23 protein-coding genes and 1 riboswitch are annotated in these 26,088 nt (G+C 66.2%); of the genes, 14 read left to right on the top strand and 9 right to left on the bottom strand.

Annotated features, from left to right (window positions below; genetic code table 11):
• Positions 1-224 precede the first annotated feature (224 nt).
• Together HNQ08_RS11265 and HNQ08_RS11260 are read right to left on the bottom strand one after the other, a co-directional pair.
• Complete coding sequence (locus tag HNQ08_RS11265; protein WP_184131718.1) at positions 225-2,258, bottom strand: ExeM/NucH family extracellular endonuclease; 2,034 nt, start codon at positions 2,256-2,258, stop codon at positions 225-227.
• A gap of 178 nt (positions 2,259-2,436) precedes the next feature.
• A complete protein-coding gene (locus HNQ08_RS11260) occupies positions 2,437-3,204 on the bottom strand; it encodes a phosphotransferase (protein WP_184131715.1) in 768 nt (255 codons plus the stop codon).
• Between the two features lie 97 nt (positions 3,205-3,301).
• Between HNQ08_RS11260 and HNQ08_RS11255 the strand changes: the two genes are divergently transcribed.
• Complete coding sequence (locus tag HNQ08_RS11255) at positions 3,302-3,709, top strand: YbaN family protein (protein WP_184131712.1); 408 nt, start codon at positions 3,302-3,304, stop codon at positions 3,707-3,709.
• 76 nt (positions 3,710-3,785) lie between these two features.
• Here HNQ08_RS11255 and HNQ08_RS11250 read toward each other — a convergent pair whose 3' ends face one another.
• Positions 3,786-4,835 (bottom strand): thiamine ABC transporter substrate-binding protein, encoded by a 1,050-nt coding sequence (locus HNQ08_RS11250; RefSeq protein WP_221284138.1) that lies wholly within the window; start codon positions 4,833-4,835, stop codon positions 3,786-3,788.
• 55 nt (positions 4,836-4,890) lie between these two features.
• A riboswitch (TPP riboswitch) is annotated at positions 4,891-4,992 on the bottom strand.
• Between the two features lie 112 nt (positions 4,993-5,104).
• Here HNQ08_RS11250 and HNQ08_RS11245 point away from each other — a divergent pair.
• Complete coding sequence (locus HNQ08_RS11245; RefSeq protein WP_184131709.1) at positions 5,105-6,331, top strand: CynX/NimT family MFS transporter; 1,227 nt, start codon at positions 5,105-5,107, stop codon at positions 6,329-6,331.
• 202 nt (positions 6,332-6,533) lie between these two features.
• Here the strand turns inward: HNQ08_RS11245 and HNQ08_RS11240 are convergent, their stop codons facing one another.
• On the bottom strand, positions 6,534-6,968 hold the full coding sequence (locus tag HNQ08_RS11240) for a hypothetical protein (protein ID WP_184131705.1): 435 nt from the start codon (positions 6,966-6,968) through the stop codon (positions 6,534-6,536).
• A gap of 156 nt (positions 6,969-7,124) precedes the next feature.
• Between HNQ08_RS11240 and HNQ08_RS11235 the strand changes: the two genes are divergently transcribed.
• The 6 genes from HNQ08_RS11235 to HNQ08_RS11210 all read left to right on the top strand — a co-directional run bounded on the left by HNQ08_RS11235 (position 7,125) and on the right by HNQ08_RS11210 (position 13,425).
• Positions 7,125-8,558, top strand: a complete 1,434-nt coding sequence (locus HNQ08_RS11235) for an ethanolamine ammonia-lyase subunit EutB (protein ID WP_229789958.1) — start codon at positions 7,125-7,127, stop codon at positions 8,556-8,558.
• Positions 8,555-9,331, top strand: a complete 777-nt coding sequence (gene eutC / locus HNQ08_RS11230; RefSeq protein WP_184131702.1) for an ethanolamine ammonia-lyase subunit EutC — start codon at positions 8,555-8,557, stop codon at positions 9,329-9,331. The genes HNQ08_RS11235 and eutC overlap by 4 nt, the downstream gene beginning before the upstream one ends.
• Positions 9,332-9,339: 8 nt before the next feature.
• Positions 9,340-9,798, top strand: a complete 459-nt coding sequence (locus tag HNQ08_RS11225; protein ID WP_184131699.1) for an NUDIX domain-containing protein — start codon at positions 9,340-9,342, stop codon at positions 9,796-9,798.
• A gap of 97 nt (positions 9,799-9,895) precedes the next feature.
• Positions 9,896-10,423 carry a MarR family winged helix-turn-helix transcriptional regulator gene (locus HNQ08_RS11220; protein ID WP_184131695.1) on the top strand — a complete coding sequence of 176 codons (528 nt, stop codon included), beginning with the start codon at positions 9,896-9,898 and terminating at the stop codon, positions 10,421-10,423.
• Complete coding sequence (locus HNQ08_RS11215; RefSeq protein WP_184131692.1) at positions 10,420-12,069, top strand: MDR family MFS transporter; 1,650 nt, start codon at positions 10,420-10,422, stop codon at positions 12,067-12,069. Before HNQ08_RS11220 ends, HNQ08_RS11215 begins: the two co-directional genes overlap by 4 nt.
• Positions 12,070-12,159: 90 nt before the next feature.
• Positions 12,160-13,425 (top strand): NAD(P)/FAD-dependent oxidoreductase, encoded by a 1,266-nt coding sequence (locus tag HNQ08_RS11210; RefSeq protein ID WP_184131689.1) that lies wholly within the window; start codon positions 12,160-12,162, stop codon positions 13,423-13,425.
• A gap of 125 nt (positions 13,426-13,550) precedes the next feature.
• Here the strand turns inward: HNQ08_RS11210 and HNQ08_RS11205 are convergent, their stop codons facing one another.
• Positions 13,551-14,984 carry a phytoene desaturase family protein gene (locus tag HNQ08_RS11205; protein WP_184131687.1) on the bottom strand — a complete coding sequence of 478 codons (1,434 nt, stop codon included), beginning with the start codon at positions 14,982-14,984 and terminating at the stop codon, positions 13,551-13,553.
• A gap of 188 nt (positions 14,985-15,172) precedes the next feature.
• Between HNQ08_RS11205 and HNQ08_RS11200 the strand changes: the two genes are divergently transcribed.
• Positions 15,173-16,168, top strand: a complete 996-nt coding sequence (locus tag HNQ08_RS11200) for a ribose-phosphate diphosphokinase (protein WP_425321344.1) — start codon at positions 15,173-15,175, stop codon at positions 16,166-16,168.
• A 242-nt stretch (positions 16,169-16,410) separates the two neighbouring features.
• Here HNQ08_RS11200 and rplS read toward each other — a convergent pair whose 3' ends face one another.
• A complete protein-coding gene (gene rplS / locus HNQ08_RS11195; RefSeq protein ID WP_184131684.1) occupies positions 16,411-16,905 on the bottom strand; it encodes a 50S ribosomal protein L19 in 495 nt (164 codons plus the stop codon).
• Positions 16,906-17,055: 150 nt separating this feature from the next.
• On the opposite strand from rplS, the gene HNQ08_RS11190 reads away from it, so the two are divergent.
• Complete coding sequence (locus HNQ08_RS11190; RefSeq protein ID WP_229789959.1) at positions 17,056-18,000, top strand: hypothetical protein; 945 nt, start codon at positions 17,056-17,058, stop codon at positions 17,998-18,000.
• A gap of 1 nt (position 18,001) precedes the next feature.
• Here HNQ08_RS11190 and HNQ08_RS11185 read toward each other — a convergent pair whose 3' ends face one another.
• Positions 18,002-18,526, bottom strand: a complete 525-nt coding sequence (locus HNQ08_RS11185) for a GNAT family N-acetyltransferase (RefSeq protein WP_184131681.1) — start codon at positions 18,524-18,526, stop codon at positions 18,002-18,004.
• A gap of 154 nt (positions 18,527-18,680) precedes the next feature.
• Between HNQ08_RS11185 and lipB the strand changes: the two genes are divergently transcribed.
• From lipB to dxs, 4 genes are all read left to right on the top strand, one after another.
• The gene (gene lipB / locus HNQ08_RS11180) at positions 18,681-19,397 is read left to right on the top strand and encodes a lipoyl(octanoyl) transferase LipB (protein WP_184131678.1); all 717 of its coding nucleotides are present in this window, start codon (positions 18,681-18,683) and stop codon (positions 19,395-19,397) included.
• 3 nt (positions 19,398-19,400) lie between these two features.
• The gene (gene lipA, locus HNQ08_RS11175; RefSeq protein WP_184131675.1) at positions 19,401-20,399 is read left to right on the top strand and encodes a lipoyl synthase; all 999 of its coding nucleotides are present in this window, start codon (positions 19,401-19,403) and stop codon (positions 20,397-20,399) included.
• A gap of 249 nt (positions 20,400-20,648) precedes the next feature.
• A complete protein-coding gene (locus tag HNQ08_RS11170) occupies positions 20,649-21,326 on the top strand; it encodes a hypothetical protein (protein ID WP_184131672.1) in 678 nt (225 codons plus the stop codon).
• Positions 21,326-23,245, top strand: a complete 1,920-nt coding sequence (gene dxs / locus HNQ08_RS11165) for a 1-deoxy-D-xylulose-5-phosphate synthase (RefSeq protein WP_184131669.1) — start codon at positions 21,326-21,328, stop codon at positions 23,243-23,245. The genes HNQ08_RS11170 and dxs overlap by 1 nt, the downstream gene beginning before the upstream one ends.
• A gap of 36 nt (positions 23,246-23,281) precedes the next feature.
• Here the strand turns inward: dxs and HNQ08_RS11160 are convergent, their stop codons facing one another.
• A complete protein-coding gene (locus HNQ08_RS11160) occupies positions 23,282-24,571 on the bottom strand; it encodes a glutamate-5-semialdehyde dehydrogenase (protein WP_184131666.1) in 1,290 nt (429 codons plus the stop codon).
• A gap of 88 nt (positions 24,572-24,659) precedes the next feature.
• Positions 24,660-26,042 (bottom strand): gluconeogenesis factor YvcK family protein, encoded by a 1,383-nt coding sequence (locus tag HNQ08_RS11155; protein ID WP_229789967.1) that lies wholly within the window; start codon positions 26,040-26,042, stop codon positions 24,660-24,662.
• Positions 26,043-26,088 lie beyond the last annotated feature (46 nt).

Genomic DNA, 26,088 nt, shown 5'->3' with positions numbered 1-26,088 from the left:
CGCAAAGAAAAACACGCCCTCAAGTCTAGCGCATGTCAGAAAAGGGCGCAGGCGAAAGCTTCCAATACGGAGGGCCAGTGTAAGCGAGCCAGCAAAAACCCGGACCGCACAGTGGCAGTCCGGGCATTTGAGGAGCTTCGGCTCAGTTCAGGGGCAGACGTTCTTGGGCGAGACGTTGTGGCGCGGTAGTCAAGTTCTCCATGTCAGCGGCGCTACGCGGGCGATCATTTTGCGGTGATGGCTAGAGTCGCCGTCTCCACTTCCTGGTCGCCGTTGCGTCCGGCCTTCACGGTGATGACGAAGCTTCCAGCCCTCTTGTACGTATGGATATGGGGGCCGCTGGGGGCAATAGGAATCAGGCGCTCGAAGCCGCCACCGTCACCCCAGTCGGCCACCAGCGTGGTGGGGGAGCCGCTGGTGGTCACGTTGATGGTGTAAGTCTGATTTACGGTGGCGGTGGCTGGTCCGGTCACACCGACGGTTAGCGGAATAGTGACCGCTCCATCTGGATTCAGGTTCAGGCCCACCACCACCGGGTCATGGTCGCTGCTGCGGTAGGGGGTGGGGGCGTAGAGGTCAGTGATCTGGGCGGGCGTCTTGAACTCCACGTTGTAGTCCAGGAAGATCGGTTCATCGGCGTTGATGTGCCACTCGGTGATGCCCGTGACCTGACCCTTCAAGGCTGCACTGGCCAGGGCGTGGTCCAGATAGCCGAACTGGCCGTCGAACTGGTAGGAGTAACGGTCCTCTTTCGGAATAAACGCCTTGTTGAGGCTCACAAAGCCGCCCGTCTCCAGCGCCTTGATCGGGTCTTCCTCACCGTAGGAGTTCAGGTCACCCATCAGCAGCACGTCGGGATCGGTCACTTTCAGCTTGTCGGCGAAGGCCAGCACAGCTTTGGCTTGGTCCACGCGCAGCGCATTCCAGCAGCCCTGACCAGTGTCGAGATTAGTGCCTGTTGCATCTCCACAGCCCTTGCTCTTGAAATGGTTGGCGACCACTGTGAACACGCCCCTCCCAGCAATATCGCGGAAGGTCTGGGCGACGGGGCGGCGGGCCATGTCAAAGACGGGGTTGGTGTCGATGCGGGCGTTGCCCACCGGCTCCACCTTACCGGGCCGGTAGATAATGGCAACACGGATCGCGTCGGTGCCCACCTTCCCCGTCTTCACGCTGGCGTATTCAATCTTCCCAGCGGCACTGTTCAGGGCGGCCACCAGATCATCCAGCGCCGTTTCGTCGTTGTTCTCGATCTCCATTAGGGTGATCACGTCGGCGTCCAGCGCGCGCAGCTCGGCCACGATCTTGGCCTTCTGGCGGTCAAACTCGATCTGACTGTCCGCTCCACGTCCGGCGTCGCCCAGCGTGGTGAAGTAGTTCAGGACGTTCGCGCCCGCCACCTTCAGGGTGCCGCCCACCGGCTTCGGGGCGGCGGTGCGGGGGTTGGTGTTGGCGAAGACAGGCGCTTTGGTGGGTTCCAGCTTGTAGTTGCCGTTGGCGAAGTGCATCACGCCTTCCAGGCCGCTCACGGTATCCCCGGCACGGCGCGTTTTTTCCGCGTTCAGGTAGGGGATGGTGGCCGGGTTCTGCTTGCTGCTGCCGTCGTCCAGCACCAGCGTCCGCAGCGCATTCTTGGCCACGCTGCCGCTCTCCTCATTCCCGTTGGTGGGATTGAACAGCCGTCCGTTGCTGGACAGGCCCAGCTCGCCGTAACGGCCCAGCGTAAAGGTGTTGGTCACGGTCATGGTGTTGGTGACGGTGACCAGCATGCCCTCCACACGTTCCAGTGCGTCCGGCGCGTCCAGCGGGTAGGTCAGCTTCGTGGGGGTGGGCAGCGTCGTCTCCCCGCAGGAGGTCACGGTGGTGACAGTGTCGAGCTGGGTGCCCCCCGAGAACTCCTTGACCGTGCCGCTGATCTCCAGCACCTGCCCCACCGTGACGGTCTCGGGTTTGGTAGCGGTGTACACGAACAGCCCCTCGCTGGTCTGCGGATCGCTGTCCGGCGTCACATCCTGCACGAAAAAGCCGCTGAGGCCCGCCTGGGCATCCTGCGTGACCACGCCGCGTAGCGTCACCACCTTATTCACCAGCGGACTGGCGGCCCCGTTGCCCTGAATGCTGGAAATCGGCGTGATCTCAGCGCCCACCGGACACTCGTAGGTGGGCGAGGGCGGCGTGGGATTGGGGGTATTACAGCCGGCCAGCAGCGCGGTCAGGCCAAGCAGCAGTGCGCCGCCTTGCAAAAACTTCATGGTCATGGCAACTCCGTGGGAATTGGGAAAAGGGCGAGGGATTGTGTTGGAGACAAAGTTTAACGATTCTGTCCTGGCGCCGTCATGAGGCCCACCGAAAGGAAACGGTTAATCAGTTCGTCCAGCGCGCATCCTGTTCCTACAGCGTCAGCGCAGATTCAGGGGAAAAGATTGCCGGGCTCAGTCACCCCTGGAATTGCTCGCATCGGGCCAGGGCCTCGCGCACCGCCTGGGGCGGAAGGCGGCCCGCCCCCACGACCCTCAGCAGCAACTCCAGTCGCAGCCGCCACAGCAGCCCAGGATCGATCCGTGCGGCCCAGCGCCTCAGGGCAGGTTCAACCTCATCCAGCACGGCGCATTCGTGTTCCAGGGTAGCCCAGCCCGCGTTGCCCCAGTCCAGCAGCCCGGCGTAGTGGCCCCCTGGGGCGGCCAACAGGTTGTGGCGATACACGTCGCCGTGAACGAAGACGGGCGCGGTCAGCCCATAGGGCGTGGAGAGCATTCGTTCCAGTGCGTCCTGTTCGGCGGGCGTCCAGTCCGCGTGACTTGCGGCCACCAACCCGGCATCGCCCACCCACCACTCCGATGGGCGGGGGCTGGGCGGTTCGGGTGGTGCGGTGTGGAGCCGTTCCAGATCATCCAGCACGGCATTCCAGAAAGTAGGGGTGAGCTGGGCGGGTGTGGGCATCTCGCCGGGCAGCCGTTGCCACAGGCTGTAGCCAGACCCCCAGAACAGGGGTCTGGCCGTCTGCACTCCCGCTGCCAGCGCGCCCAGGGCAATAGCCGCTTCACGTGCATGGTTCTCGTGTGGGCTAAGGCGCAGCACAGCCGTCTCGGTCAGCCAGACCTCGTTGGAAAAGCCTGTCCCGGCACGCTGCAGGCCAGCGGCGCTCAGACCGTGGCGCGTGAAGTGGGCGGCGGCACTGGCGGTCATGGACGGGTCACGGGCCATTCTCCTCCTGACCTACGCCCCAAACAGACACGGGTGAAGGATGCATAAGTGATGAGAGCCCTGAAAAAACACGGCCTGACGAACTACCCTGGCGCATATGCCGCCGCCTACCTCGCCCTCCTCGGCCCACGTTCAGGCCCGCCCGGTCAAGCCGCTGTGGGTGGCGCTGGGGTTCGTGCTGTGCGCGCTTGGTTTCGTGGGGCTGGTGCTGCCCGGCTTTCCAGGCACCGTGTGGTTCGTGCTGGCCGCCGCCAGTTTCGCGCGTGGCGATCCGCGCTGGGAGGCGTGGCTGCTGTCGCGCCCGGTGGTGGGCCAGCTGGTGCGCGACTACCGCGAGGGCAGGGGTATGCCGCTGCGCGCCAAGTGGATCGCCTGCATCTGCATCGCCGTGGCGGTGGGATTCAGTCTGGGTCGCATTCCTGTGTTGATCGGGCAGGTGGGCTGGGTGCTTGTTGGCCTGTTCGGGATGTACTACATCACCCTGCGGGTCCCCACGAAACGCTGAGCCCTTCTTCTCACCGGACAGAGCAGGCTTGACCCCCTCTGTTGCAGGAGGGTCAAGCCTGCTCAGGTGAGACCGGCTACCGCGCCCGCAATACCTGGGTTACCCAGGCATCCACCAGACGCTGCGGATTGGCGGTCAGGCCGGGTTTGACCGCTGCCAGTTCCGGCTGGGTGGCGAACTTGAAGACGGGATCCAGGGGGGTGCCGCCCACCGCCGGGTAGATCCACATGCGGGTAGGGATGTCGGCCTGCACACCCTTGTCAAGCATGAAATCCACGAATTTGCGGGCCAGGGCAGGCTGTTTGGCCCCTTTCAGGATGCCCACCCCCTCCAGCTGCAGCCATGTGCTGCCTGGAAGGAACAGGTTGCCCGTGGGGGCCTGTGCGGGTAGCTTGCTGGCGTCGTAGTTGTCGGCGTAGAACACCTCGGCGGCGGGGCTGCTGGCGTACGACAGCACGATGGGATAACGGCCCCCGTTGCGCGTGAACTCCTTGTTGTAGGCGTCGCTCCAACCGCGCGTGACCTTCAGACCGTTGAGACGGGCTTCGCGCCACCACTGCCACGCTCCGGCCTCGCCGTAGTGGTTGACCGTCGCCAGCAGGAAGGCCAGGCCGGGGCTGCTGGTGGCCGGACTGGCTACCACAGTCAATCTGGCGTACTGCGGAGTCTTCAGCTCGTCCAGCGATTTCGGCAGCGCCAGGCCCGCCTTCCGGAAGTACTCACGGTCATAGTTGAGGGCCACGAAACCGTAATCCACGGTGTTCAGCAGACCTGCGTCGTCCAGACGATAGGCGGCGGGAACCCTGGCCAGTGCGGGCGACTTGTACGGCTGCAACAGGTCGGCGCTGCGGGCGCGGGCCAGCAGGCTGTTGTCCAGGCCGTATACGACATCGGCCAGCGGAGCGCGGCGGGTCAGGATCAGGCGGTTCAGCAGTTCCCCGGCGTCACCGCCCTTCACGAAGCGCACTCTGGCGTTGTTCGCCGTCTCGAAGGACGCCACCAGTTTCTTGTCCACGTCGAAGGAATCGTGGGTGATGACCGTCAGGGGGGTGGGTGCCCCTCTGGTCTGGGCACTGGCCGCACCCGTTAGAAGCAAAGCTGCCGTCAAAACACCTTGTATACGCATAAAAAAGCCCCCTCGCGTCACGAGGGGAAGCGGTGGACAGATCCGCAGATCCTCTGAGGCTGTCCGGTCACGCTCCCTCCGCCGGTATGACCCGGATCAGGTTCGTTGGGGTATTTCTCAGCCCGCCCGTAAACGGCAGGCACCCCCGGTGACGCAGGGCCAAGGTAGCAGAGTTGCCCAGCCCTGAGCGTGCCTTGCCCTGGGTTGTGATCTTCATGCCTGTTGACTGGCGCAGCCGCAGTGGTGAGTGGACGCGCTAGGTTTGGCACATGAGCCGTCCTGATCTCGCTGCCCCCGAGCCGTTGGACGGGACACGGGGGACCACGAAGCAGCGCAAACCCATCGCCGCCCCGCTGCTGATCCTGGGGCTGGTTGTGGTGGCGCTCAATCTGCGTCCGCCCATTGCCGGGTTCGGGCCGCTGCTGTCGCAGATCCAGGCCGAGCTGGGGGTCAGTGCGGCCACCCTGAGCCTGCTGACCACCCTGCCGCTGCTGTGCTGGGGCGTGCTGGCCCCGCTTGCGCCGCTGCTGAGCCGCCGCTACAGCAACGAGACCATCATCCTGTGGTCCACCGCCGTGATCGGCCTGGGGAGCGTGCTGCGGCTCGGGGCGACGCTGCCCATCATCCTGACCGGCACGGTGCTGGTGGGAGCGGGCATCGCCCTGAACAATGTGCTGCTGCCCAGCCTGATCCGGCGCGATTACCCCACGCGCGTGGGTCTCATGACTGGGCTGTACACCCTGGCGGTGGTGGGCGGCGCGGCGCTGGCCTCGGGCGTGGCCGTGCCGCTAATGACTGCGCTGGGCGGCGCGTGGCGCTCATCAGTGGGCGTGTGGATCGGGCTGGCGGTGCTGGGGGTGCTGGCGTGGCTTCCCACGGTCTCCGGGCGGCAGACGCACGCTCGCGCGCCCGCGAAGGAAGGGCCGTCAGTGTGGCGCAACCCCTACGCTCTGTCGGTGACGCTGTACATGGGCTTTCAATCTCTGGTGTTCTTCACGTGGCTGACGTGGTTGCCCAAGGTCTTGCAGGATGAGGGCTTCACGGCGGCGCAGGCCGGGCTGCTGCTGGCCTTTGCCAACGTGGTGCAACTGCCCTTCACGCTGGCAGTGCCGGTCCTGGCGGCGCGGCCCCGGCTGTTGGTCCCACTGGCGGTGGGCACGGCGCTGCTCAGTGGGGCGGGAATCGCGGGCCTGCTGCTGTCTCCGCTGACGCCGCTGCCGTGGCTGTTCATGATGGGCGCGGGCGCGGGCAGCATGTTTCCGCTGGCGCTGATGTTCATTGCGGTGCGGGCCGCCCACGTGGCGCAGGTGCCCCAACTCTCGGCGATGGCCCAGGGCTTCGGCTACGCCCTAGCGGCCTCCGGCCCTTTTATCTTCGGGGCGCTGCATGACTGGACGGGCGACTGGCAGGTGCCGTTGCTGTTCCTGCTGGTCATGACGGCGGTGGTGCTGGTCACCGGAGTGGCGGCTGGGCGAGGAAACAGACCGGGAACCTGAGCGTTCCTGCAGAAGATCGGGGCGGCAATTGCTTGAGAGCGTTGCGCTTACACCGTCGCGGAGCTGTGGGCATGTGGCCCTGAGGGGCAGACCCATGAACCTTCCCCATGCCAGTCCCCGCTGTCGCCGGGAGCGAATCACCAGAACATAAAAAGGGCCAGACGCGGTTTCCCACGCTGGCCCTCCTGTCGCCCCAACTGAATCACTTCACGACGTTGCACCAGCCCAGAACCACGCTGTCGGGGCTGTCCACCCAGACGGCGGCGTACTTCTCCTTGCTGCTGACCATGGAGAATTCCTCATAGGTGCTGCCCTTGGAAATCTCGCCGGCATCGATGTCTTCAATCTTGAATTTGGCCGCCACAATGGTCTGGCCCAGCGCATCGGCGATGGCATCCGGATCGCTGTCCAACCACACCAAGAACTCCGAGTATTCGCAAGTGCCCCCCATGCCACCGGCCACTTCCTCGATGTATTCGGCCATGTCCGCGATGGCCTTCTGATCGGTCACTTCGATCGCGCCTTTGGGGAGCTTGAGGCCAGTCAGATTGGATTCGGACACCACAGCGGTGGCCAGCGCCGAAGTCAGGAGGCCGGCTACCGCCGTGGAAAGGACCATCTTCATCATTTTTTTCATTTCTGAGCCATTATTCACTAATACTTTCTGGCTGACCAGCCGTTGAATTGGGGGCACAGGGGGGATCTGGGGACCGACAAGGTTCCGGAAGCTGCTGTGTATGGCTGGGGCTGGAGGGCGCACGCCCATCCCCGCCTCTCCCGTCCCCTTAAACTGGTGCATGCCCCTCTCCTCGTGCCGGAGCCGCCCACGTACCACCTGACGCTGGGTCACTCGCACTTCAGCTTCCCCGATCTGAGGCGGGTGATGGCCTGTGCCAGTCCAGCCAAAGCCGGCGATGAACTGGCGGGGCTGGCGGCGGGCAGCGCCCAGGAGCGCGAGGCGGCACGCCAGCTCTTGGCCGACCTGCCCCTAAGTCTCTTTTTAGAGGAACTCCTCATTCCCTACGAGGCCGACGAGGTGACGCGCCTGATCGTGGACAGCCACGACGCGGCGGCCTTCTCGCCCGTCTCGAACCTGAGCGTGGGTGAATTCCGGGACTGGCTGCTGGGCGACGAGGCCACCCCGCAAGTGCTCTCGGCCCTAGCCCCCGGCCTGACACCGGAGATGGTGGCCGCCGTCAGCAAACTGATGCGGGTGCAGGATCTGGTGTTGGTCGCTTCCAAGGTGGAGGTCATCACGCGCTTTCGCACCACGCTGGGGTTGCGTGGACGCTTCAGTACGCGCCTGCAGCCCAACCACCCCACTGACGATCCGCGCGGCATTCTGGCCAGCACTCTGGATGGCCTGATGTTCGGCTGCGGCGACGCGGTGATCGGGGTCAATCCCGCGCTGGACAGCGTGGACAGTTGCGTGGACCTGCTGAGCTTGCTGGACGAGTTCCGCCAGCGGACGGGCGTGCCTACGCAGAGCTGCGTGCTGACCCACGTGACCAACACGCTGGAGGCGCTGGAGCGCGGCGCTCCGGTGGATCTGGTGTTTCAGAGCGTGGCGGGGACGCAGGCGGCCAACAGCGGGTTCGGCATCAATCTGGACCTGCTGGATACGGCGCACGCGGCGGCGCTGGCCTTGCGGCGTGGTGCGGCACTGGACGGCGGTTTCGGCGACAACGTGATGTACTTCGAGACGGGGCAGGGCAGCGCGCTGTCGGCGGACGCGCACCACGGTGTCGATCAGGGCACGCTGGAGGCCCGCGCCTACGCGGTGGCGCGGCGCTACCGCCCGCTGCTGGTCAACACGGTGGTTGGCTTTATCGGCCCCGAATACCTCTATGACGGCAAACAGATCATCCGGGCGGGGCTGGAGGATCATTTCTGCGGCAAGCTGCTGGGTCTGCCGATGGGTTGCGACATCTGCTACACCAACCACGCCGAGGCCGATGGCGATGACACCGACACCCTGCTGACCCTGCTGGGCGCGGCGGGCGTGACGTTCATCATGGGTGTACCGGGGGCCGACGACATCATGCTGAACTATCAGAGCACCAGCTTTCACGACGCGTGGTACCTGCGCCGGATGTTTGACCGCCCCCCCGCGCCAGAGTTCGCCGCGTGGCTGGAATCCGCAGGGCTGAGCCAGGATGGAGGGTTGACGCTGCCGGGCCGGGCGCAACTGCGCGAGCTGATGGCGACGGCGAGGCTGGGCGGATGACGGACGGCCTGAACCCGGACGATCTGACTCCGTGGTCCTCGCTAAGGCACTTCACCGACGCCCGCATCGCGCTGGGCCGGGCAGGAACCTCGCTGCCGACACGGGAACTCCTGAGATTCAATGCCGCGCACGCGGCGGCGCGGGACGCGGTTCACGCTCCCGCCGATTTTGAGACCCTGGCTGCAGTCCTTTCCGCCCGTGGAGAGGTGGTTCTGAACGTGCACAGCCGTGCCGCAGACCGTGCCGAATACCTGCGCCGCCCTGATCTGGGGCGCACGCTGGCCCCCGAATCGCTGGCGGCGCTGGAAGGGCAAGTCGCCAGCGATGTCGTGGTTGTCGTGGCCGATGGCCTCTCGGCGGGGGCGCTGGCGCATGTGCCGCCTCTGCTGGCGCTGCTCCTGCCCGAACTGCGCTCGGCAGGCCTGAGCGTCGGTCCCGTCGTCCTGGCCCGGCAGGCACGGGTGGCCCTGGGGGACCCGGTGGCGCTGGCCCTGGGCGCAAGACTCGTCCTGGTTCTGATCGGCGAACGCCCCGGACTGAGCAGCCCGGACAGCCTGGGCGCCTACTTGACCTTCGCTCCCCAGCTGCTGACGCGTGACTCTGCCCGCAACTGTGTGTCCAACATTCGCCCGGCGGGGCTGAGTGTGCGGGTGGCCGCGTGGCGGCTGGCACATCTGATCCGGCAAGCGCTACGCCGGGAACTCAGTGGGGTGACGCTCAAGGATGAGGGGGGCGAGCCTCCGCCGGATTTCGCACCCCTGCCCCGTGCCTAGACTGCGCCATGACCGCTACCTTTTATCTGATCGTCTGGCTTGTCGTGCAGGACGAATCCGGGCGCGTGCTGCTGGGCCGCCGCGACGGCACCGGCTACATGAGCGGGCTGTGGGGTCTGCCGGGCGGACGCGTGGAACGCGGCGAGGCACTGATGTCGGCCGCCGTGCGCGAGGTGCAGGAAGAACTGGGGCTGCGGGTGGAGCCTGACTCTCTGAGGCCTCTGGGGGTGTCCCGCTTCGACATTGATGGAATGCAGGGCACCGACTTCCTGTTCCTGACCCACGTGTGGGCCGGCGCACCGACACCGCTAGATCACACTTCGGAAGTGGGCTGGTTCGCTCCCAATGCCCTGCCGGGCGACTGCTTGCCGTGGCTGCCGGACGTGCTCGAAGCCCATCTGACGCGCGGCGCGTGGCTGACCGAGCAACTGGACGGGGTCGCCGGGGTGCGGATCCTCTCCCCCTAACCCCTAACCGCCGGCCTTGGGGCTTCCATCATGTTCCCCGCCAAGGGACAGAATATGCTTGCCCCATTCTCTTTCATCTGAAATACTTCCAGATGAAATGAATCTACCTCCTTCCCCCTCTTCAGAATTGCAGAGCACCGAGCTGTATGACCTAATCCGCCTGACCCTGCGGCTGTCGCGGCGCTTCCGGCAGGCGCTGGACGAGCCGCTGGCCACCGCGCTGGGGCTCAACACCAAGGAACTGCTGGTGCTGGCGTCCATCATGGACGGAGCACAGACACCGGGCCGGATTGCCAGCAAGCAGAATCTGCCCGCCCCCACGGTGACGCGCATCGTGTCCAAACAGGTGGCGGCGGGCCTAGTGGAACGGGTCAGCGATCCGGCCGATCTGCGCTGCTTCCAGTTGCGGTTGACGCCCCAGGGCGAGGCCACCCGCGCCCGCACCCGCGAGACGGGACAGGCGATCGTCGCCTCGCACTTCGGCCACCTGCCGCCCCAGCGGGTTCACGCCGCCCTGAAGGCCATGCAGGATCTGCACGACGCCCTGAACGCCCCCCTGCCTGAAGAACCGCGGTCTGCACAGGCCCAGTCCGAACATTCAACCGCCGAAGAGGTCAACGCATGAGTACCCCAGTGACGAGTCCACCGGTTCAGAACCACTCCGGCCTCAATGAGCGCGACAAGGTAATGGCCTTTGTCGGCATCCTGACCGTCCTCTTTCTGGCCAGCCTCAACCTGACCGTGGTGGGCAGTGCCATGCCGCGCGTGATCAGCGATCTCGGCGGCTTTCACCTGTACGCCTGGGCCTTCACGGCGTACTCGCTGGCCACCACCATCACCATTCCGGTGGTGGGCACCATCAGTGACCGCGTGGGCCGCCGCCCGCTGATTCTGCTGGGCATCGCGGTGTTTGCGCTGGGCAGCGTGGGTCTGGGCTTCGCGCACAGCATGGAGCAACTGATCATCCTGCGGGCCGTGCAGGGCATCGGCGGCGGCACCCTGATGGCAATGAGCTTCACGGCCATTGCAGACCTCTTCACGCCCATCGAGCGTGGGCGGTACCAGGGTTACACGGGCGCCGTGTGGGGCGTGAGCTCCGTGGTGGGGCCATTGGTGGGCGGCTTCCTGACCGATCACCTGGGCTGGCGGAGCGTGTTCTTCGTCAACCTGCCCTTCGCGCTGCTGGCGGCGTACTTCATCTGGCGCTTCTTCCGCTTGCCCAAGCCCGCACAGCTCCCTGGCACGGGCCGCAGCTTTGACACCCTGGGGGCCACGCTGCTGGCCGGCGCGGTTACCACGCTGACGCTGGCGATGTCCTGGGGCGGAGGCACGTATGCCTGGACCAGCGCCCCCATTCTGGGCCTGCTGGCCGGGGCGCTGGTGCTGGGCGTGGGCTACGCCTTCCACAGCAACCGTCAGGCGCAGCCCATTCTCGATCTGGGGCTGCTGAAGGACCGGGGCATCGCGACTGCCTCGCTGGCGGGCTTCCTGGTGAGCGCGGGCATGTACGCCGCGATCCTGTACCTGCCGCTGTACATGCAGGGCGTGCGGGGCAGCTCTGCGTCGGGTAGCGGTCTGGCCCTGGCGCCGCTGATGGGCGGCATGATCCTGACCAGCACGCTGTCGGGCCAGCTGGTGAGCCGGACCGGGCGCTACAAGAAACTGATCGTCGCCGGGGCTTTCGTGGCCGCCGCCGCCTTGGTGCTGGCCTCCACCCTGAGCCTGAGCACCCCGATCTGGCTGGCGGTGGGCACCATGGTCTTGCTGGGCATTGGCCTGGGGCCGGTCAACAGCCAGCTCACCCTGGCCGTGCAGAACGCCTCCCCCCGCGAGAAGCTGGGCAGTGCCACCAGCGGCAACCAGTTCTTCCGGCAGATTGGCGGCACGCTGGCGGTCAGCCTGTTCGGGGCGCTGGTCAACGCGCAGCTGGCAGGCAAGCTGGGCGCGCAGCTTCCCGCTGCCGCCCGGACCCTGCCCGCGCCTTTGCAGGAGGCCATCGCCAGCCCCAACCTGCTCACCAGCCCGGAGGCCAGCGCGCAACTGGGCGGGGCGTTGCAGAAGCTGGGGCAGCCGGAACTGCTGGCCCAGATCACGGCGGCCCTGAGGAATGTCATGGTGGGCGCGATTGACGAGGTCTTCCTGGTGTCGGCCATTCTGGTGGCGCTGGCCTTCATCACTGCGCTGCTGCTGCCCGAGCGCCCCTTGCTGGACCGCCAGACACAACTGGCGGCGAAGGGTGAGAACCAGCGCAGGGCCCAGGCAACGGACTGAACAGCGAGGGAGGGACACAAGAAAAGCCCCGGCATTGGCTGGGGCTTTTCTTTCGGTCCGCCGCAGCGGTTTTCCCGTACCCTGTTGCCCATGCACGACACAGTGGTGGTGGGCGCGGGCCTCGCGGGGCTGACGTCGGCGCGAATCTTGAGCCGGGCCGGGCGGCGGGTGCGGGTGCTGGAGGCCTCCGGCGCAGTGGGCGGGCGGGTGCGCTCACGCGTGCTGGACGGCTTCACGCTGGACGCCGGGTATCAGGTGCTGTTTCCCAGTTACCCGGCGGTGAAACGTCACCTCGATCTGAATGCTCTCGATCTGGTGGCCATTGCCCCATCGGCCGCGGTGCGGCGTGGCGAGCGAGAGGACGTGCTGGGCGACCCCCGGCGCGATCTGGCGGCGCTGCCCAGCACCCTGACGACGGGCGTGCTGGGTGTGGATGACAAGCTGCGGGTGGGCAAACTGGCCCTGGAAGTGCTGACCCTGCCCCCGCACACCCTGCTGGCTGGCCCCGATGAGACCACCGAGAGCTACCTGCGGGGGCAGGGTTTCAGCGAGGCGGCCCTGACCAACTTTTTCCGCCCCTTCTTCGGCGGGATCTTCCTGCGGCGAGACCTGGACACCTCCGCGCGGCTGTTCCGCTATTACTTCCGCATGCTGATCGACGGCGGCGCGGCCCTGCCCCGCGCGGGCATGGGCGCCATTCCGGCCCAGTTGGCCGCAGGGCTGGACATTCAGGTCGGCGTGCGCGTCACCGGTCTGAGGGCGCATGGGTCACACGTCACGCTGCAGACCTCGAACGGTGAGTTGGACGCCCGCAGCGTGATCGTCGCCACTGATCCGAACACGGCGGCGGCCTTGCTGGGCCAGGACGTTTCACGTGGGAGCCTGGGCAGCACGTACCTGTATTACGCCTCGGAACGCCGGGTCGATGACCAGCCCCGGCTGCTGCTGAATGCCGAGACAGGCCTGATCAACAACGCCCAGTGGCTGAGCAACGTTCTGCCGGGACGGGTGCCGCCCGGGCAACATCTGCTGACAGTGACGGTGCTGGGCCTGCCCCCGGAGGATGACGCCGGGCTGGATGCCAGCGTGCGCCGCGAGCTGGAAACGTGGTACGGCGGGGCGGCAGTGGCGGGGTTGCGGACGCTGGCCGTGGAGCGGATCCCACACGCGCAGTATCCGCAGCCGCCCGGTTACGCCGCCACGCTGCCTGGTCATGCCACGAATCTGCCCGGCGTCCTGCTGGCCTCGGAAGCCACCTCCATGAGCGGCATCCAGGGCGCCATGGAAAGCGGCGAGAAAGCGGCGGCCATCCTGCTGGAGGATCTGACTGCGCTGAGCCGCCCACGCGGAGGCTAAAGCCCGGTTCCTCCCATCTCCTCGCCCATTTGACCTGTGCTGGACCAGGCTTTCTGAAGCGCCTTCGCCTGACCGCGTGCCATCGTCAGGAGCCGCCAAAGTCAGCTGAGGCTAGACCGCTCTTTTCAGTCCTCCGAATCCTGAATCCCGAACTCGTCCTTTAGGGCGGCCAGCGCGGCGTGATAGCCGGCCATCCCGTGAATGCCGCCGCCTGGGGGCGTGCTGCTGGAACACAGGTAAAAGCCTCTGACCGGGGTACGGTATGGGGTGGAACCCAGCACCGGTCGGGCCAGCAGTCCCCACAGATCGCCCTTGCCGCCGTTCACGTCGCCGCCGCCGAACACCGGGCTGTAGGACTGGAGCATGGGGGCGGTGGTGCGGTGACGGGCCAGCACCAGATCGCCGAAGCCCGGCGCATAGCGTTCAATCTGCTCCTCCATGCGGCGGCCAATATCCTCGTCGCTGCCATTGGGAACGTGCGAGTAGGCCCAGAAGGTGTGCTGTCCGATGGGCGCTCGGCTGGCGTCAAACAGGGTGTGCTGGGCGGCCAGGACGTAGGGCCGCTCCGCGACGTGGGTGGGGGCGGCGGCCTCTGAACGGGCCACCTCGTCCAGCGTGCCGCCGAGATGCACGGTTGCGCCACGCGCCACACGCGGGTCTGTCCATGGCACCGGGCCACCCAGGGCGTAGTCCAGTTTCTGAATGCCGGGGCCGTAACGGTAGCTCTTCAGCGCGGCGCGGTAGGAGTTGGGGGCACGGTCACCCAGCAGATCGAGCAACACGGCGGGGCTGCTGTCCACCAGCGTCACGCGGGCAGGGGGGAGGTCGGCGGCGGAAGTCACGTGTACGCCCGTGATGACCTCACCCCCCAGAAATTCCAGATACGCGCGCATGGCGTCCGGAATGGCCTGCGCCCCACCACGCGGAAAGGGCCAGCCCACCGCGTGCGCCAGCAGCGCCAGCACCAGCGTCATGGCCGAGGTGCCCGGAGCCGAGAAGGGCAGCACGCTGTGCGCGGCCAGCCCGCCCCACAGCGCGCGGGCCTGCGGCGTGCGGAACAGCAGCTTGCCCAGTCCTTGGGCGGGCGGCAACCCCCGGATGCCAAAGCGCGCCAGCGTGAAGAAATGCGACGGCACGCGCGGCAGTGGGCGGAGGATGTCGTGCAGCAGGCCCTCCCAGTCGTTCAGGAGCGGACGCATCAGGGCTGTCCAGGTGGCGCCATCCACGCCCAGGGCGTCGGCGGTGGCCTCCAGGTTGCGCTCCAGCGTGACCGACCCGCGCCCCAGTGGATGCGTGACGGGCGCGTCGGGGTGGACCCAGTCCAGGCCGAAGGCGTGCAACGGCCACTTGCGGAAGGCGGGGCTGGCGGCCGTCAGCGGGTGGATGGCGCTGCCGTAGTCGTGCACGAAGCCGGGAAGCGTGAGTGGCAGGCTGCGCATGCCGCCGCCCACGGTTTCATGGGCTTCGAGCACCTGCACCCGCAGTCCGGCGCGGGCCAGGGTCAGGGCCGCTGACAGACCACCCTGGCCCGCGCCGACGATCACGGCGTCTACAGTCATGGGGGCATGCTAGTGCGTGTGTCTGCGGTGGCCTGATGTCCAAATCAACCGGACACTCTGCCGCGCCGTGTCTGTTCCCACGCCGGGGACTTCACCAGCCCATGACATCCCCCATCTGCGGCGGGTATGCTTCGGGCGATTTGCGCCGCTCCCTGTAGCCCAGCTCTCAATCCCTGGAGGATGTCCCCTTGTCTGTCCCGTCACGCCCACCTGCTGTTCTGCTGGAAAGTCGCCGCTCGCCCCTGATGGTCTTTTCCGGCCAGAGCAACCGCCCCCTGGCGCAGGCCATCTGCGACAACCTGGGGGTGCCGCTGGGCCACAGCACCACAGAGAAGTTCACCAACGACAACCTGATCGTGCATTACGAGCAGTCGTTGCGCGAGGCCGACGTGTTCATCGTGCAGACCTTCAGCACCCCGGTCAGCGACTCGATCATGGAATTGCTGCTGATGATCGACGCCGCCAAGAGTGCCAGCGCCGGACGCGTGACCGCTGTGATTCCGTACTACAGCTATGCCCGCAGCGACAAGAAGGACAGTCCCCGCATCTCGATTGCGGGCCGACTGGTGGCCGATCTGATCCAGGAGGCCGGCGCGGACCGGGTGCTCACCATGACCCTGCACAGCCCGCAGGTTCACGGCTTTTTCAAGGTGCCAGTCGATCACCTGTCGGCGGACATCGTGCTCTCCGAGCACTTCCGGAGCTGTGTGCCCAGCGCCCACGAGGGTGTGGTGCTGGCCCCCGACGCGGGCAGCATCAAGCGGGCCAGCCGCATCTCGCGTCTGCTGGACTGTGGCCTGGCGATGATCGACAAGGAGCGCGTCTCAGACACCGAAGTGGTACCGCGCGCCCTGATCGGCGAGGTGGACGGTAAGACCGTGTTCATCGTGGATGACGAGATCAGCACGGCCGGAAGCCTGGTGGAGACGGTCAATATCGCCCGCAACATGGGAGCCAGGGACGTATACGTGGCCGTCACCCACGGCGTCTACAGCGGGCCGGCCATCCAGCGTATCGCGGGGCTGGACGTGACCCAGGTCGCCAGTTGCAACACTGTCTACGTCTCCCCGAACAAGATCGAGGCAGCGGGCGGCAAGCTGGCCGTGCTGGACGTGGCCCCGCTGTTTGCCAACGCGATTGCCAATATCCATACTGGCGCGAGCGTCAGCACCCTGTTCACCTAGGGCAGTCAGGTGTTGAAGCAGGCGGCAAGCCACATAGAGCGGGAGGAAAACAACGGGTCCAGGCTGAGAGGCACGGACCCGTTGTTTTTCTCTCCCAACATTGTTTTTGGTCCCCTCGCGACTTGTGGCGAGAAGTCGGTGCAACCCTGTCTGCCCCGGGCGGCCTGCTTCCGGAAGGCTCCACGCGCCAATTCAAAACCGCCTGTCACAAAGGACAGGCGGCCTGACGTCAGGCTCCGGGTTTATTCGCCCTGGGTGTCGGGGGTTGCTTCTGGTACGGCGGCCTGGGCGGTAGCGGCTTCGGCGGCCTGATCGGCAGCCTGCTTGCTGGCCCTGGCGCTCTTGCTGGCCTCGGCGTCCTTCATCACGCGGCTGCGGTCGCTCTTGATGCGGGCGGCCTTGCCGCGCAGATCGCGCAGGTAGTACAGCTTGGCGCGGCGCACCTTGCCGCGCTCCAGCACGCTGACCTTGGCGAGCAGCGGGCTGCTGAAGGGGAACACGCGCTCCACGCCCTCACCGAAGGAGATCTTGCGGACGGTGAAGCTGCGGCGGCTGCCCGCGCCGTTCAGGGCGATGACCACGCCTTCAAAGGCCTGGTTGCGGGTGCGGTTGCCTTCCACCACTTTGGTTTCCACGCGGACGGTGTCGCCAGGGCGGAAATCGGGGTGGTCCGTCTTGATGTGCGGCTGCTCGACGGCGCGCAGAATCGCGCCACGGTTCACTTTGATGTTGCTCATTGCAGGCTCCTTAGGTCAGCGGACCGCCCCACGTTCCAGCGTTCTCAGCCCGCGTCGGGCAGGAACTGGCAGAGACGTTCTTTCACCAGATACGGACCTCGGCTGCACGCTGACAGCCGGGCCGAACCTTGGGAGTATACGTGACGTCAGGTGAAGACGGCAAGCGGTGTGTACATTACCTTCGCGCTGGCAGGCATACACCAGACTTGCTCATGTGACTCGCATGATCTCCTCAATGTTTCTGTGCAGGTGCGCTCCACTGACCCTGCCGGGCCAACCGTGAATTCAGGTCGGGAAAAACGGGACGAACTTCTGACCACTGCCCAGCAGGCAGCGCATTTCCAGCGCCGCCGGATCTCGGAGGTACGCGCCCGTGAACATGTCGGCGCGGCAGGGTGGGCGCAGAGCAGCATGCTCGAAGACATCATCCGCACCGGGCAGCAGGGGCTGGCGGCCACCGACGCCCTGCGCCAGGTCATTTACCTGACCGCCGAGCAGATTCGTACCCTGCCCCTGGGGGCCACTGCGGAGGAGCGCGGCGGACAGGCGCAGGCTCTGCTGGACATCGTGGAAAACGGCGAGCAGCAGGTGACTGCGGCGCAGGCACTGAACGCCCTGATCGGGCTGGCACTGGAGGACGTGGCGCGCACGCCCCTCAATGACCTCAACGTTTCCCGCTTGCAGGCCATTCATGAACGGGTCAACGGGCAACTTGAAGCTCTGACGACCATCATCGGCACGGCGCAGGCGCAGACCCAGACGCTGGAACAGGCCGCGCAGCTCGAAGCGCTGCTGAATGACCACCAGCAGCGTCTGAATGAGATCCGGCGGGTCAGTATCGAGGAGGAGATTCAGGCCCTGACCGCCGCGGGCGAACAGATCGTGGAGCGCATCAGCGAACTGGATGACGCGGCAGGGCAGCAGGTGGACGCGCTGACCCAGATCGGCAAGGCGGTGGCCGATCATATGGGTGACACGGGTGCGTCGGGCGCAGAAAAGGCCGAGGCGCTCGAAGGGCTGGCCCACGAGATGAGAGACCGGGCCGGGGAACTGCGCGACGAGGCTGCGTTGAACGAAACGCCATCTCGGGTCTGAGTTAAAGCGTGATCCAGTAGCGCCGCAGCGGTTTTGGATGGTAGTCCAGTACGAATTCGCCCTCCAGGACGCCGCCATTGCCCTCAATGACTCCACGGGAACCGAGGTTGTCGGTGTCGCAGGTCACGAGCACGCGCTCCAGACCCAGTTCCCGCGCCCGCTCCAGCGTCAGCCGCAGGATGGTCCTGCCGTGGCCCTGGCGCCGCGCCGAGGGCCGTATCTCGTAGCCAATGTGGCCGCCGAATTCGCGCAAGCTGGCATTGAGGGTGTGGCGCAGGCTCGCGCGGCCCAGGTACGCCTCGCCTTCCACCAGCCACAGGGGTTCGGAGTTCACGAAGCCGTCGGGCAGTTCGTTGCCCGGCTCGTAGCGGCGCAACTCCGTCAGCGCGCGGTCGAAGTCGGCTTCCATCTGGGCCGCGTCCCACTTCAGGGTGTCGCCCAGGCCGCTGCCGGAAGCTTGGACCTCACGCACGGCCTCGAGAAAGCTCTGTTTGTAGCGGCTGGTGGGAATAACGAGTTTGGGCATCGTCCAGAGAATATATGTCCTGGCAAGCTGGACACTCCAGAGAGGACCCCAACCAGCCTGAGGGCGCAGATTCACCACGGAACGTGGTCAATACCGGGCGCAATTCAGCGCAGGACACGGTGAATCCTGGCGGGCCGGGCGTACAATCCAGGCTATGAAGGCCGCCGTATTCGACATTCTGGATCTGGGCCGCGTGCCGTACCGCGACGCCTGGGCGCTGCAAAGGGAGCACCACGCGCGGGTGGCTGCTGGGGGCAGACCCGCGCTGCTCCTGGTGGAACACCCCCCCGTCCTGACGCTGGGCCGCAAGGCGCGCGAGGGCAGCAATATCATCGTGACGCGCGAGTACTTGCTCGATCAGGACATCGAGGTGCTGGAAGTCGAGCGTGGCGGTGACGTGACCTACCACGGCCCCGGTCAACTGGTGGCCTACGCGATCTTCCCGGTGGGGCGGCGCGTGCAGGACTTCCTGCGGCTGCTGGAGGCCGCCACCATCGCGGCGCTCCAGACCCTGGGCCTGCCCGACGCCCGCCCCAATCCTGGCTACGCGGGCGTTTACGTCGATCCGCGCGAGGTCAACGGCCTGAGCTACGATCAGAAGATCGCCTCCTTCGGGGTGGCGGTGCAGAAGAATGTGGCGCTGCACGGGCTGGCGCTGAACGTGACCACCAATCTGCAGCACTTTGAATTGATCGTGCCGTGTGGCCTGAGCGGAACGCAGATGACCAGCGTGGAACGTGAATATGAACTGCGCGGTCTGGGCCAGAGTCCTGACATGGCCGCGGCCCGTCAGGCGCTGTCCGACGCTTTTTCCACCACTTTTGAACATTACGACTGGACGTTGCCGGAATTTGCCGGAGCGGGGAGCTAATTCATGACCCAGAATGATCAGAGCACTGAAAAACAGGCCAAGTTCATCAAGAACGGCATCTACCGCAAGGACAGCGTGCCCGTGCGCGAGAAGAAGCCGGAGTGGCTCAAAGTCACCATCCCCACCGGGCAGGTTTTCGGCGAGGTCCGTAAGATCGTCAAGGAACACCGCCTGCACACGGTCTGTGAGGAAGCGATGTGCCCCAACATCGGCGAGTGCTGGTCACGTGGCACCGCCACCTTCATGCTAATGGGCCACATCTGCACGCGCGGCTGTCGCTTCTGCGCCGTGGACACCGGCAACCCGATGGGTAAGTTGGATCTGGACGAGCCGCAGGGTGTGGCCGAGAGCGTGCAACTGATGGGCCTGAAATACGTGGTGCTGACCTCGGTGGACCGCGACGACCTGCCTGACGGCGGCGCGTACCACTTCGCCAAGACGGTAGCGGCCATCAAGAAACTGAATCCCGAAACCCGTGTGGAGGCGCTGACACCTGATTTCAGCGGCAACACCCACTGCGTCGATCTGGTCCTGGAGAGCGGCGTAGACACCTACGCCCAGAACATCGAGACCGTGCGCCGCCTGACCCACCCGGTGCGCGACATCCGCGCCGACTATGACCAGACGCTGGCGGTGCTGGCCCACGCCAAACGGGCCCGTCCGGACGTGATCACCAAAACGTCCATCATGCTGGGGCTGGGCGAGACGCGCGAGGAAATCACCCAGACCATGCTCGACTGCCGCGCGGCAGGGGTGGATGTGTTGACCTTCGGGCAGTATCTGCGGCCCACCATGCACCACCTGCCTGTGGAGCGTTACGTGTCGCCCGCCGAATTTAACGAAATCCGCGAGGAAGGCATGAAGCTGGGCTTCCTGGAAATCGTGTCGGGGCCGCTGGTTCGCAGCAGCTACAAGGCCGAGCAGATCGTGATGGACCACCCGCGTGGCCTGCCGGAGCATCTGGGGCACATCGCAGACGGGGATCAGCTCAGCCTGATCTAATTGAGGCTGGAAAGGGGAGAAGGGGCCGGGGCGTGAAGCCTGCGGCCCCTTCTCGGTGAACATGACTGCCGAATCAAAAGTTGAGATGAACAGAGAGAGCCTTCATACCGCAGCATCAATCCTGCTTTGAGTGGTCGCCCTGGCCGACGTCCCATACGGCCTTTCTCGTTGACCTCCCCCAAAAGCAGGACGCGTGACTTTCGCTTAACTGACAGAATGCGCCTCATGGGTCGCGTTACTCTGGGGATCATGCGTCCCACCTTCCTTCTCGCTCTGGGCCCAGCCCTGCTGCTGGGCCTGAGTGCCTGTACCCCCCGGACCACCGGCCCGGCACCCACGGTGCAGACCAGCACGCCTGTCAACACGGTGTCGTTCTACCCCAGTCAGGCTGGACTGACCTGGTCCTACCTGCCTGAAGGTGAACCCACCGCCAGCGTGCCGTACGTGCTGCGCGCGCTGGGCCCGAGCATCTACGCCGGACAGACCGTGCAGGCGCTGCAACTGACCGGGCGCGGCGCGGACCAGACGTGGTACCGGACCTTCTCGGGGGAAGGAGTCAAGTTGCTGGGCTTGCGAAAACCCGGCGTGAATGTGCGTCTGGACCCGCCGTGGCTGGAATACCCGGCAGAAAATGCCTGGAAGGTGGGGCTGACCTGGCAGGGTCAGAGCAACATCGCCATCAGCGGGGACGACGGGCAGGTGCAGGTGCAGGGCACGCTCAACTACAGCTACACCGTTCAGGAAAAGCGGCAGCAGGACACGCCCGCCGGAACCTTCGAGGTCTGGGTGGTGACCCGTCAGGTCAGTGATACGGTGGGCGGTCTGTTCCCGGCCACGCAACAGCTGTGGTTCACGCCGTTTGTGGGCGAGGTCCGCACGCCCGAGGGACTGCTGCTCGTGGGACGCAACTTCAAGGGAGGCCGCTGATGACCGAACTCAAACAGACAGGTGAGCGCGACCGAACGGATCTGGTGTACCGCGGCACACCGCTGCTGGACCGGATTCATGGCCCGGAAGACCTCAAGAAACTCTCGCGTGATCAGTTGCCCGCGCTGAGCCAGGAACTGCGCGATGAGATCGTGCGGGTCTGCTCGGTGGGCGGACTCCACTTAGCGTCCTCGCTGGGCGCGACCGACCTGATCGTGGCGTTGCATTACGTGCTGAACAGCCCGCGTGACCGGATTCTGTTCGACGTCGGCCATCAGGCGTATGCCCACAAGATGCTGACCGGACGGCGCGAGCAGATGCACACTGTGAAAAAAGAGGGCGGCCTGAGCGGCTTTACCAAGGTCAGTGAATCCGAGCATGACGCGATCACGGTGGGGCACGCCAGCACCAGCCTGGCGAACGCGCTGGGGATGGCGATGGCGCGCGACGCGCTGGGCCAGGACCACAAGGTGGCCGCCGTGATCGGTGACGGGTCATTGACCGGGGGCATGGCGCTGGCCGCCCTGAACACCATCGGTGACCTGCGCCGCAAGATGCTGATCGTCCTGAACGACAACGAGATGAGCATTTCCGAGAACGTGGGCGCGATCAACAAATTCATGCGCGGCCTGCAAGTTCAGAAGTGGTTCCAGGAGGGCGAGGACGCGGGGAAGAAGGCAGTCCAGGCTGTCAGCAAGCCCCTGGCCGATTTCATGAGCCGCGCCAAAAGCAGCACCCGCCATTTCTTCGATCCGGCCAGCGTCAATCCCTTCGCCACCATGGGCGTGCGCTACGTTGGCCCGGTGGACGGCCACAATGTCCAAGAGCTGGTGTGGCTGATGGAACGGCTGGTGGATCTGGACGGCCCCACGATCCTGCATGTGGTGACCCGCAAGGGCAAGGGCCTGAGTTACGCTGAGGCGGACCCGATCTACTGGCACGGTCCCGGCAAATTCGATCCCGAAACCGGGGATTTCAAGGCCAGCAGCGCGTACTCATGGAGCGCGGCCTTTGGCGACGCTGTGACCGAGCTGGCAAAGCGCGACCCACGCACCTTCGTGATCACCCCGGCTATGCGCGAGGGCAGCGGGCTGGTCGGCTACAGCAAGGCGCATCCGCACCGTTATCTGGACGTGGGCATTGCCGAGGACGTGGCCGTGACCACCGCCGCCGGGATGGCGTTGCAGGGATTGCGGCCCATCGTGGCGATCTACTCGACCTTCCTGCAACGCGCCTACGATCAGGTGCTGCATGACGTGGCCATTGAAAACCTGAACGTGACCTTCGCCATCGACCGCGCCGGCATCGTGGGCGCGGACGGCTCGACTCACAACGGCGTGTTTGACCTGAGCTACCTGCGCAGCATCCCCAACGTTCGTATCGGGTTGCCGAAGGACGCCTCCGAACTGCGCGGCATGCTGAAATATGCGCAGGAGCATGATGGCCCCTTCGCCATCCGTTATCCGCGCGGCAACACGGTCAAGGTGCCCGAGGGAACCTGGCCCGAACTGCAGTGGGGCACCTGGGACCGGCTCCGGGACGGCTCGGACGTGGTCATCCTGGCGGGCGGCAAGGCCCTCGAGTATGCCCAGGCGGCGGCAGACGATCTGCCCGGCGTGGGGGTGGTCAACGCCCGCTTCGTTAAGCCGCTGGACCTGGACATGCTGCGCGAGGTGGCTTCCACTGCGCGCGCGATCGTCACCGTGGAGGACAACACGCTGGTGGGCGGCTTCGGCAGCGCCGTGCTTGAGGCCCTGAACAGCATGCGCCTGAGCGTGCCCGTGCGGACGCTGGGCATTCCGGACGAATTCCAGGACCACGCCACCGCCGAGAGCGTTCACGCCCGCGCCGGAATTGACGCGCAGGCAATCCGCACCGTGCTGGCCGAGCTTGGGGTGGACGTTCCTCTGGGCGTCTGAGGGAAGGGAGGGGCGCGCGATCTGCGCTTGCATCGCTTAGCCCCTGATCTGCCCTTCCCCCACCACCACCCACTTCGTCGTGGTCAGTTCGCGCAACCCCATCGGCCCCCGGGCGTGCAGCTTCTGCGTGCTGATGGCGACTTCTGCGCCCAGGCCCAGCTGGCCGCCATCGTTGAAGCGGGGGCTGGCGTTGACGATTACGGCGGCGCTGTCCACATCCTGGATAAAGCGCTCGGCCTGCGCGTCATTGCGCGTCAGGATGACGTCGGTGTGGTTGCCATGCGCGGCGATGAAGTCCAGGGCCTCCTCTTCGCCCGACACAACCTTGAGGCTGGCCGTCAGGGCCAGAAACTCGGTGCCGTAGTCGCTGTCGGCGGCGGGCGTGGTCACGATGCCCGCATCCTGCAGCGCCCCCCACGCCTCGGCATCGGCTCGTAGTTCCACCCCGTTTTCCAGCAGGGCGCGGGCGAGATCAGGCAGGGCAGCCAGGGCCTCGCGGTCAATCAGCAGCGTGTCCAGGGCGTTGCAGGCGCTGGGTTTCTGGACCTTGGCATTCACGATGATTTCGGCGGCGCGCCGTAAATCGTCCGGGTCATGGGTAAAGCTGGCATCCAGGTAGATGTGGACCACGCCGATGCCGCCCACGATCACAGGAACGGTGGCGTTCTCCACGCAGTAACGGTGCAGCCCGGCCCCTCCGCGCGGGATGATGGCGTCCACCAGATCGTCGAGCCGCAGCAGTTCACGCATGTGCTCCCGGGCCGGATCGCGGATAACCTGCACGGCGTCGCCCGGCAGGCCCTCGGCCTCCAGCGCTACGCGGATGGCCGCCTCCAGCGCCGCGTTGCTGTGCACCGTTTCCTTGCCGCCGCGCAGGATCACCGCGTTGCCGCTCATCAGCGCCAAGGCGGCCACGTCCACCGTCACGTTGGGGCGCGACTCGTAAATCACCCCCAGCACGCCAAGCGGCACACGCCTCTGCGAGACCTGAATGCCGCTGGGTTGCGGCTGGGCCGGAGTGGTCTCGCCCACCGGATCGGGCAGGCGCGAGACTGCTTCCACGTCGGCGGCCACCGTTTCCAGCGCGGCGGCGTCCAGGCGCAAGCGGGCGATCATGTGTGCGGGCAGCCCCGAGAGTTGCGCGGCCTGCACGTCCTGACCGTTGGCGTCCAGAATCTGGCCGGACCGGGCGCGCAACTCGGCAGCGATGGCCTGCAGCGCCTGGGCCTTACGCGCCGTGGGCAGGGAGCGCAGCACGCGGCCCGCGGCCCTGGCCCGCACGCCCATCTCGCGGATGCTGGTTGCTGTGTCTTGCGGCGCCGTCATGGGGAACAGCGTAACAGGCCCCGGAGCGTGGGCGCGGGACGGTGGGTAGACGGGTGCGGGCCAGACAGCAGCGCCGCGGCGCGCAGGGCTAATGCTGCATGCGGCGGCGCGGAGCCTGGGTCAGCAGCGCCTGGGCCAGCGCGGCCGGATCATGTCGGGCCTGACCGGGTTGCAGTAGCGGCAGCACCACGGCGCAGGCGATCAGGTCGCTGCTGGCTCCATTCAGGTCCAGCAGGTGGGCCCCAGCCGCTGCGTAACGCTCGGCAACTTCGGGAGGCAGGGACGCGTTATTGACCAGCACGCAGTCAGGGGTGCGGCCCAGGTGCTGGGTCACGGCCCGGATGTGGTCTTCCAGGCTCAGGCCGTCGGTCTCGCCGGGTTCAGTCATCAGGCTGGCGACGTAGATCAGCGGGGCCGCCGAATGACGCACGGCGTGGGCGATCCCGGGGACCAGCAGGGCAGGAATGATGCTGGTGAACAGGCTGCCCGGCCCCAGCACGATCTGCTCGGCGTCGCGGATGGCGTCCAGCACTGGGGGTAGCGCCGGCAGATTCGGCGGGTCCAGCGTGACCTTCAGAATGCGGGCGTTGCCCACCGACGCGGCAAATTTGCTCTCGCCGCGCACCGTGCGCCCGTCACTGAGATGCGCCACTAGCGTGGCGGGGGCGGTGGTGGCCGGGAACACCTTCCCGCGAATGCGTAGGACCTCGTGAATGTCCTGCATGGCGGAGGCCAGCCCGCCCTGCTCCTCGCTGAGGGTGGCGAGCATTAAGTTGCCGAAGGTGTGGCCCTCGATGCCGTCGCCGCGTGAAAAGCGGTGGAGGAGTAGCCGGGCCATGACCGGACTGTCGCTGAGGGCCGCGTAGCAGTCGGTCAGGTCGCCGGGGGCGATCATGTCCAGCGACTCGCGCAGCCGCCCGCTGCTGCCGCCGTCGTCAGAGACGGTCACGATGGCGGTGGTGTGGGCGGTGTAGAGCCGCAGGCCCGACAGCAGGTTCGACAGCCCGGTGCCGCCGCCCACCGCCACGATCCGGGCGCCGCGCGACAGGTTGCGCCGCTCGTAGATCATGTCCATGGCTGTTCCGGGGACCGTGCCGGTGCCGCTCAGGATGGAGCGGTTGAGCATGGCGATGCTGAAAAACGCCCCGATTAACGCCAGCCCCATCACGGCCATCCCGGTAATGTGCAGTGGGACCAGGCCCGGCTCGGTCAGGGCATTCAGGTACAGGATCCAGCGCGTGGCGACAAAATGCAGCGGTCCGGTCCAGGTGAAGTGGAGGAAGCCCACGGCGCCGATCAGCGTGCACACCATGAACAGCGCCAGCCAGCGTTTGACCCCCATGCCCGGCGCGAGCCATACGCGGGCGCGGCGGGTGGCGTGCTGACCGCCCTGAACAGCCCGCCGGCGGACTGCCCCTGCCCGTTCTGCCGGGGCCAGGGGCCGATCACCCCGCAGGGGAGGATCGCTCATGCGCTCCCCCCGGTCACTGCCGTCGGCACATGCTGCCATGGGGAGC

This window comes from Deinococcus humi (assembly GCF_014201875.1).
GTDB classification, from domain to species: Bacteria; Deinococcota; Deinococci; order Deinococcales; family Deinococcaceae; genus Deinococcus; species Deinococcus humi.
Note: the sequence above shows the minus strand (reverse complement) of the source record. Positions and strands in the feature narration are given on the sequence as shown.